This is a genomic window from Streptococcus sp. SR4 (genome assembly GCF_000517725.1).
Taxonomy (GTDB): Bacteria; Bacillota; Bacilli; order Lactobacillales; family Streptococcaceae; genus Streptococcus; species Streptococcus salivarius_F.
Window position 1 is genome coordinate 1 of record NZ_AZYW01000034.1, and the last position, 10,039, is coordinate 10,039.

General features: G+C 39.2%; 2 protein-coding genes and 1 pseudogene. 1 reads left to right on the forward strand and 2 read right to left on the reverse strand.

From position 1 onward, the window contains the following. The coding region (locus HMPREF1519_RS04370) for a YSIRK-type signal peptide-containing protein (RefSeq protein WP_037611271.1) at positions 1–3,762 on the reverse strand (3,762 nt) is incomplete at its 3' end. Positions 3,763–4,305: 543 nt separating this feature from the next. Between HMPREF1519_RS04370 and HMPREF1519_RS10580 the strand changes: the two are divergent. Further along, positions 4,306–4,841: pseudogene (locus HMPREF1519_RS10580) on the forward strand (ISL3 family transposase); the annotation flags it as partial. 40 nt (positions 4,842–4,881) lie between these two features. Here the strand turns inward: HMPREF1519_RS10580 and HMPREF1519_RS04375 are convergent. Then, positions 4,882–10,039 (reverse strand): SspB-related isopeptide-forming adhesin (locus HMPREF1519_RS04375; protein ID WP_037611273.1); only part of this gene is annotated, 5,158 nt, incomplete at its 5' end.

The following is a 10,039-nucleotide window of genomic DNA, read 5'->3' on the forward strand; positions in this document are numbered from 1 at the left end:
CGCTGGAGCTGTTGTGTCTTTAGTTACAAATTCTGATAATGGTTTCTTATCTGTAGAACCATCTGTATATGTTACTACAAGATTTCCATCCGCATCTTTAGTAACTGATTGAATCTTATTAGTTTTATCAGCTACAGTTGTACCTTTTTTGTCTGCCAAATTAGCATCATCATTGGTTTGGGAGTATTCAAGTTGGAGCTTTTCTTTGATTTTATTTAACTCATCATTTGTTACGTTATCTGGATTTGCCACCTCAACTTTTTCGGTTGGAGTTGCAACATCATATTTTTGGTTTTGTGGCTTAAGCACAACACGGAATGCACCTGGGTCAGTTGCAGTTGAGCTACCTACGGCTTTATTCTCAACAAGTGCACCATCAGTATCAGTTGCAGTTGCATAACGCCATCCTAGAGGCAAACCGGCTGGATTCTCTCCTTTAGTTGCTGCAGTTAGTCTGTCTTGTGTCAAACCATCTGTCGCTGCTGGTGTACCTCTATAAGTAATGACTGCTGGTGCATCTGCTGTTGCTGGTGTTTCAGTAGTGATAACATTTGCTTTAAATCCATATTGAGTATTGATGGTATCTGCTTCACCAGTAACAGGATCAAACTCCCTGTTACCCCCTTGTTTTACAGTAGCACTTGCAATTTTTCCGCTATCATCTTTGAATTTGATATCGAATGAGTTTTCTTCCCCACCATATACATAAACTTCTTTAGTATCTTTATTAGAGTAAGGAATCTCTACTGTTGGTGCTACATTTACAAATTCTGATAATGGTTTTTTATCTATAGAACCATCTGCATAGGTTACTACAAGATTTCCATCCGCATCTTTTGTAACTGATTGAATCTTATTAGTTTTATCAGCTGGTGTACCTTTTTTGTCTGCTAAGTTCGCATCATCGTTGTTTTGAGAGTACTCAAGTTGTACCTTTTCTTTGATTTTAGCTAGCTCAGCTTCGGTCACGTTAGCTGGATCTGCTACAGTAACTTTTTCGGTTGGAGTAGCAATGTCATATTTTTGAGTTTGTCCCTTAAGTACAACACGGAATGAACCTGGGTCAGTCGCGTTTGAGCTACCTACGGCTCTATTCTCAATAAATGCACCATCTGTATCCGTCGCAGTTGCATAACGCCATCCCAAAGCCAAACCTTCTGGATTTTCTCCCTTAGTTGCTGCATCTAGTCTTTCTTTTGATAAACCATCTGTTGCTGCTGGAGTACCTGAGTAAGTAATGACTGCTGGTGCATCTGCTGTTGCTGGAGTTTCAGCATTGATAACATTTGCTTTAAATCCATATTGAGTATTGATGGTATCTGCTTCGCCAGTAACAGGATCAAACGCTCTGTTACCACCTTGTTTTACAGTAGCACTTGCGATTTTTCCGCTATCATCTTTAAATTTGATATCAAATGAGTTTGCTTCTCCACCATATACATAAACTTCTTTAGTATCTTTATTAGAGTACGGAATCTCTACTGTTGGAGCTACGTTTTCACGTGCAGGATTTACAACTACAGTAACTTCAATCTCGTTTGACTCTTTACCTTGGCTATCAACAGCTTTATACTTAACTGTGTAAGTGCCTGGGGTATTTGTATCAACGGTCTTGGTTGCTGCGTTACCATTTACTGAAACAACTTCAGCATGGACCTTATCACCCAGCGTTGCTTGAGCATCATCTTCTTTATCTGCCACTGTCACCAGAGAAGCAAGATCCAGTTGAGCACCTTGTTGAACAGTTTTTCTGTTTCCTTCAACTGCTGATGCAATAGTTGGAGCTTGGTTTTCTACTGAGCGTGGTTGCCAGCCAGCCACACTTGAGAAGCCACCTTCCACTACGTTTGAGATAGCTGCTACTTCTGTACCTGCAATCTTGTCAGCCATGGTAAGGACGATCGTATCTTGGAACTTACCGTTCTCAACTGATTTGACAGTTGCTGCTTCTGGTTTTTGAGATGTCCATGCAGATGAGACATTGTCACGTTTGACTGGGATCTCCGCAGTCTCTCCTGCAGTATTTGTATAACGCAAGTAGGCAATCCCTGCGTCATGAGGAACTTTAAGTGTTACCTCTTTTTGTCCTGCCACAACTGCATCTTGGTTAGTAGTCAAGCTTGAAGGTTCAACAGTAGTCACACCGACAGATACTGGTACTGTACGGCGGCTACTTTCTTCTCCGTTAACTGTTTGGCTTACCTGTACTGTTTGACGTGGTTTGATAGTTTCACCAGTACCTTGGTTGTTGTTAAGAGCTGTTGGAAGCTCACCTGTAGTCCAGTTACCACTACTGTCAACAGTGACGTTACCGATGTTTTGCTCCTGACCATCGATATAAAGTTTGATAGTTGCCCCTGGAACCCCTGTCCCTGAAAGAGTGCTTGAAGTCGACGCCACTGTCTGAACAGGAACGTTGATAGAAGTGTTCGTCAAGTTTGGAGTCACTCTTGGTGCATCAACCTGACTAACCAAGTTCTTGTCGTACTTACCTGAGATAGCATACCAGTTATTCCTTGGTAGCCCTGTCTTGGATTCAACTCCGGCAATATAAGAAATGGCTTGTGATGAGTTTTCAACTACTGTACGGTACTTAATAGTAAACTTGCGAGCACTAGAACTATTAGATAATTGAAGAACATATACCTTTTTAGTGTCCCCCATGACACCGCTAAGACCATCTACATTATTGTAATCATTTCCGACAGTATTTTTGACACGCCATTCAAGTCTATTACCTGCGTCAACATACTGAACACCTTCTGCATTTGCTGTTCCGGCACCCGATTCTTTATTTGCATCCTTCCAACCATATCGGTCTACGTAAGCACCATCATAATCTGTAACAAAATCATAAGGATCGGATACATTGTTAGGGATGGTAAAATAGTAGTATCCTCCCATCCTATCGTACTTAGCCTCGTTAAAGGTTACAGTCCACTCTAATACTGGGCGACCTTGACCAGATGGATCAGTTGCGACTGTCTTCCCATTGACTACCTCATAGTCGTCCAACTGTCTGTATTCAATCTTAGCACGTTCAGTTGGTTCTCCACCATTAACCGTAGCTCGTCTATTTTGGTATACGTACTTAATATCCTTTCCTTCCATAGAGCGATCTTGAGCACGTTCTTGTCCTGCTGCTCGACGACTACGTACACGAGGCGCATTTGCCGTTTCTGACACAGTAACATTATTTGCACTAGCGCTCACTGAGCTTGCTGTAGTCGACGATGCTGTAGAAGCTGTGACTGAACGAGATGCCTCTGAAGCAGTTGCTGGTTTTGCAGTTGATACATTTGTTGAGCCTGTAACTTCTGAAGCAACTGCTGTAGTCGATGATGTTGCTGCTGATGAAGTCGGCGCTGAACTTGTAGCACTTGATGAAGCTGGTGCTGTTGAAGCCGGCGCTGAACTTGTAGCACTTGTTGAAGCTGGTGCTTCCGAACTTACTGCTACACTTGATGCAACTGAGCTTGTAGGTGCAACCGACGTCGCTGTAACTGTTTCAGTAGCTGCTGGTGCTACCGTAGCAGTTGCTGCACTTTCTGGTGCTGTGCTTGGCGAAGTGGTGGTCGAGACTCCTTCACCTTGACTTGCACTTACAGCTGTAGCTACAACTGTTGCTCCATCAGATGTCGTTTCATCCGCTTGAGCTGTGTGACCAATCATGATCAAAGTACCAAGCAAGACCGAGCAGACTCCGATATTCAATTTACGAATCGAGAAACGACTCTTCTTACTAAAGATATCTTTACCCATATTTCCTCCTAGACAAGGAATCATTAGATTTTGATTGCTCTTGTCTCTTCTAAAAATAATATAAATTGAATTTCCCTAACATAAAATATATCATATAATTAGAATTGAATCAATATTTCACTGTCATAAAATTAATTTTATATATATTTTTTAAAAACTAACTTAAGCAAAATTTTTCTATATTAGTCTCATCTTACACATTATCTTTATACAGAAATTTGAAACCTTACAAATATAAATTAATAAGCAAAAACAAACTGTATATAAACGATTAAAAACCTTACAAAACCTATGCTCTCCCTTTGTTAAAAGCTTTACATTTTTCGGAAAACAGAATGATTCTTACGTTTTATACTTTCAATCTATATAGGATAATTCACAATAAAATTAATATTTAGATCCAGAAATATACATATTTTTAGATTTATTAACGATTTTACATTAGAAAAATGTCGATATTTTTAATGATTCAATTTCCCATCAAACTTTATTTTTGACTGAATAATTAAAAACTGCTCTAGAGATTATAGAGCCGATATTTTTAAGACTAGAATTGCGATTATGAACCATTTCGACAAGAAATCACTACCTTGTCGAGCCTTGAAAAATTACTGACAACACTTTCAAAAAGAGAGCCATAGGTTATCCCTAAACTGTTACTATTCAAAGACTTTTCGTCAAACTTTAGCACCACATGAAGTCGTTTAGAAGACACTGAAGTTCTCAGAAGAACTCGCCAATTATTATAACTTCTATCAGCTTTTGCTTTTTCACTTTCAAGAAAAAAGAGTGGATGAGTTTTTTGAACTCATAGAGGAGAATATAAGCAATGTCAATCATTACTTCCAAACATTCTTTAGGACTTTTTTTAAACATAGACAATACAAAAAAATGTTTTAGAAGCACATTATTCGATTGCAAAATTAGAAGATGGCAATATACTTAACAAGCATATCAAAGATTTGAGATCTGGTTTAAAAAAATTAATCAGCTTTAGAAAGCATGTATTTATAACTTTGAACATCACAAAAGAGACCCAGCCCTTATGGGATGAGTCTCTTTTTCGAAAACTGAAATAGTCTAACTAACTATGTTGAGGGATTTAACCTATGAACTATCTTAGTCTTCTTTTTTGCGTTTTCCTGCCAAACCAAGTCCAGCTGCCGCAAGGATTCCTCCGAGAGCCATAGCTGCCATAGACGCATCATCACCTGTTTCAGGGAGAGCTGGTCCTTTAGGAGCTTCTGGTGTAGTTGGTGGTGTCACTGGTGGAACCACTGGTGTTGGAGGCGTTGGTGGCGTTGGTGGTGTTGGAGGAGTCGGTGGTGTTGGTGGTGTTGGAGGAGTCGGTGGTGTCACAATATTGTTGAACTCAGTATCTTCTGGCAATTGAGAAGTTACTGTCAAGACTTTACCGTCTTTAGTTACTGAGACAACGACTGTAGCAACCATCTTATCGTAGGTAACAGTTGCATCGTTACCTTGTACTTCTTCTACTGTGTAGACGTGAGTACCTTCTTCACCACGTTTGTACTCAAGAGCTGAGAACTTGATCTTACCGTTAGCATCATTGCTTACAGTTTCGATCACATTACCCTTGCTGTCTTTAAGTACGAAGCTAAACTCACCAGCTTTAAGTTCACGACCTTCAAGTTTCTTAGTGAATTCAAACTCAACCTTAGTTGGGATATTGACTACACGTTTTTCTGTTGGTTTTTCTGGTTTTTCAACAGATTTCTTAGTTGGGTCGTATTGGTGAACGATTTGTGACGCAGTATTTTCGATGTCTACACCATCTTTAGCAGTGCCTTTGATAGTTGCAGGAATATCGAACTTGTAGTAGCGTCCGAATGCCAATTTGGCAGTATCGATCACTTGAGTATTTTCTGCATCACCGAGTGACTTAGTAAGGTCAGACTTAGATGTTGCAGTGATTACACCATTTTCAACCTTGATGTCAAACTTAGCTGTCACATCTTCTCCTGTTACAGAGTCGTATGCTTTAATATCAGCAACGTTGATAGTCAAGTTTTCGCTGTCATATTTATCTGTTACACCAACAGATTGAATATTGTGAGCGTCAGTGAAGTTAGTTGTGTCGAGCCATACTTGGTAGACAAACTTATCACCTTTCTTGAGTGTCTTAGTATTGATATTTTCAGCTTCGTTGTTAGCTGTGTTGTCAGCGTAAGGATCCTTGTTAGTATCGCCTACTTTATCTTTCAACTCAGCATCATCGTCAACAAGTTTCATACCAGTGATATCGAATTTCTCTTTAGAAACAACGTATTTCTCTGGTTGGAACTTAGGTTTTTCTGGTGGACGAACAGTATTGTTGAATTCTTTATCTGCTGGATCAGTAACCTTAGTGATAAGAGCTTTAGCTTTACCATCATGTGATACTTCAACAGTGACAAGAGCTTTCATACCGTCGTATTGAACAGTACCGTCAGTACCTTTAACTTCTTCTACTGTGTACTTGTAAGTGCCTTCTTGGCCTTTCTTGTACTCAATAGGTGAGAATTTAACGTTACCTTTAGCGTCATTGCTTACAGTTTCAAGAGTCTTACCTTCTGAATCTTTAAGCACGAAGCTGAATTCGTTAGCTTTAAGCTCACGGCCTTCCAAACGTTTAGTGAAGTTGAATTCTACTGAAATTGGAACACTGTTAACACGTTTTTCAGTTGGTACGTTTGGTTTTTCAACTTTCTTAGTAGTTGGGTTGTAGTAGTTAACAACTTGGGCTGCTGTATTTTCGATATCCACACCGCCAGCGACGTCTGCTTTCACTGTTGCAGGAATATCAAATTTATAGTAGCGACCAAACTCGAACTTAGTAGTGTCGATAACTTGAGTGTTTTCAGCATCGCCAAGTGACTTAGTGAAGCCATCTTTAAGGTTAGCTGTAACAACACCATTTTCAACCTTAATGTCGAACTTAGATGTTACATCCGCACCTGATACTGAATCGTAAGCCTTGATTGCTGATGCATCGACATCCAACTTAGTTTCATCGTAGTCATCAGTGATACCAACAGTTTGGATATGATCCTTGTTGTTAGCATCAAATTGAGTTGTATCAAGCCATACTTGGTAGTAAAGTTTTTGACCAGGTTTAACTGACTTAGTATTCAAGTTTTCCAATTCGTTGTTTGATGCATCATCAGCGTAAGGGTTGGTATTTGTATCTGCAACCTTATTAGCCAATTCTTTATCATCATCAACAAGTTTAGTACCTGTTACGTCGAATTTCGCTTCAGAAACAACATATTTTTCTGGTTGGAACTTAGGTTTTTCTGGTGGACGAACAGCATTGTTGAATTCTTTATCAGCAATTTCACCAACAGTTGCTACAAGAGCTTTAGCAGTACCATCATGAGAAACAGTGATTGTTACATTCGCTTTCATTGTATCGTATGTAACAGTTGCATCAGTTCCTTTGACTTCTTCTACTGTGTACTTGTGAACGCCTTCTTGGCCTTTCTTGAATTCAAGTTTAGAGAATTTAACGTTACCAGCTGCATCATTCTTAACAGTTTCAACAACTTTACCTGCTGCATCCTTCAACTCGAATGTGAATTCGTTAGCTTTAAGCTCACGACCTTCCAAACGTTTAGTGAAGTTGAATCCGACTTCAACTGGAACACTGTTGACACGTTTTTCAGTTGGTTTAGTAGGAATTTCTGTCTTCTTAGTTTGTGGGTTGTAGAAGTGAACTACTTGTCCAGCTGTATTTTCAATATCTACACCACCAGGAACAGAGTCTTTAACAGTGGTTGGGATATCGAATTTATAGTAACGGCCAAAGGCAAACTTAGTTGTGTCGATGATTTGAGTATTTGCATCGTCTCCAAGTGACTTAGTGAAGCCATCTTTAAGGTTAGCAGTAATCATACCATTTTCAACTTTGATGTCGAATTTAGCTGTTACATCTTCGCCTGTTACTGAATCGTAAGCTTTAATAGCTGAAGCATCAAGATCCAATTTAGTTTCATCGTAGTCATCAGAGATACCAACTGTTTGGATGTAATCCTTGTTGTTAGCGTCAAATTGAGTTGTATCGAGCCATACTTGGTAAACAAGTTTTTCACCACGTTTAACAGACTTAGTATTCATGTTTTCTTTTTCGTTGTTTGATGCATCATCCGCATATGGGTTCGCATTTGTATCTGCGTACTTGTCTGCCAATTCTTTATCATCATCAACGAGCTTAGTACCCGTGATATCGAATTTTGCTTCAGAAACAACATATTTTTCTGGTTGGAACTTAGGTGTTTCTGGTGGGCGAACTTTGTTGTTGAACTCTTTATCGTTAGCACTTGAAGCGAATCCGCCTGTTGAAGCGTGGTTAACGACAGTTGTGAGAACTTTGCCTTCCTTAGTAACTTCCACTGTTACAGTTGCTTTCATAGCATCGTAAGTGATTGAAGTATCTTTACCAGCTACTTCTTCAACTGTGTAAGTGAATGTCTTACCAAGATCTGCTTTGCTGAACAAGAGTTTTTCAAACTTGATGTGACCATCTTTATCGTTGGTTACTGTTTGAAGAACCTTGTTGTCTTTGTCTTTCAATACGAAGCTGAACTCACCTGCAGTCAACTCACGGCCTTCAAGTCGTTTAGTATAGTTGAACTCGAGTGGAACTGGAACGTTGTTTTCACGTGTTTGAGTTGGTTTTTCAGGAGTTGTAACTTTCTTATTGAATGGGTTGTATTGGTGAATTGTTTGGTTGGCTGTATTTTCAATATCTACACCGTCGTTAGAATCAATATCTTTAACAACAGCTGGAATATCAAATTTATAGTAGCGACCAAACTCAAATTTAGTTGTATCGATGACTGGAGTAGCATCTGTTGCGCTAATAGCTTTAGTCAAGCTTGCTTTAGATGTACCGTAGAGAACACCGTTTTCAACCTTGATGTCGAACTTGTCAGTAACATCAGCACCAGTAATACCATCGTAAACCTTGATATCAGCAGCGTTGATGTCAAGCTTATCTTCTTCGTAGTTATCTGTGATACCAACTGTTTGAAGATTGCTTTCTGCTGTGAAGTCACGAGTATCAAGCCATACTTGATAGTAGATCTTTTGACCACGTTTGAGGGTCTTACCATTCAAGTTTTGGATTTCAACTTTATCAGCTGAATCGTCGTCATCAGCAAGTTTGTTACCAATGATGTCGAAGCTTGGTTCTGAAACAACGTATTTCTCTGGTTTGAAGTTAGGAGTTACGTTGTTATCGAAGACACGATCGTCACCACCATAAGCATCTCCACCTACTGTAGCGTAAGAGATAACTGTTGACAATTGATCTCCTACTGAAGGTTGGATAACTTGAACAGTAACATTGACTTTCATGTTATCGTAAGTAACAGTTGTATCAGTTCCTTTAACTTCTTCTACAGTGTAGTTAAATGTCTTACCAAGATCTGCTTTACCGTAGTTGATAGTAGAGAATTTAACTTTACCTTCGGCATCATTCTTAACAGTTTCAAGAACATTACCTTTTTCATCTTTCAATTCAAAAGTAAATTCTTTGTCTTGCAACTTACGTCCGTTAAGTGTCTTACCGAAGATCAACTCGATAGCAGTTGGAACGTTGTTAACACGTTTTTCAGTTGGTTTGTTTGGTTTTTCAACAGTCTTAGTAGTTGGGTTGTAGTAGTTTACAACTTGAGCTGCTGTATTTTCAATTTCAGCACCATCGTAAGCACCGTCAGTAACCTTAGCTGGGATGACAAACTTGTAGTAACGTCCAAATTCGAACTTAGTAGTATCGATAACTTGAGTGTTTTCTGCATCACCAAGTGACTTAGTGAAGCCAGCTTTAAGGTTAGCAGTAATCACACCGTTAGCGATTGAGATATCAAACTTGTCAGTAACATCAGCACCAGTCTTACCATCGTAAGCCTTGATATCTGATTGCTTAACTTCCAATTTAGCTTCATCGTAATCATCAGTGATACCAACAGATTGGATGTTATCCTTATTGTTTGCATCAAATTGATTTGTATCAAGCCATACTTGATAGTTAATAGTGTCGCCACGTTTAACAGCTTTAGTATTGATGTTTTCTGCTTCGTTTTTACCTACGATTTCACCATTTGAAAGTTTCTTACCTTCTGAAAGATCTGCATATGGGTTAGCGTTTGTATCTGCGTACTTGTCAGCCAACTCTGCATCATCATCAAGAAGTTTAGTACCAGTGATATCGAACTTACCATTACCGTCGCTAAGAACGTATTTCTCTGGTTGGAACTTAGGTTCTTCTGGTGGT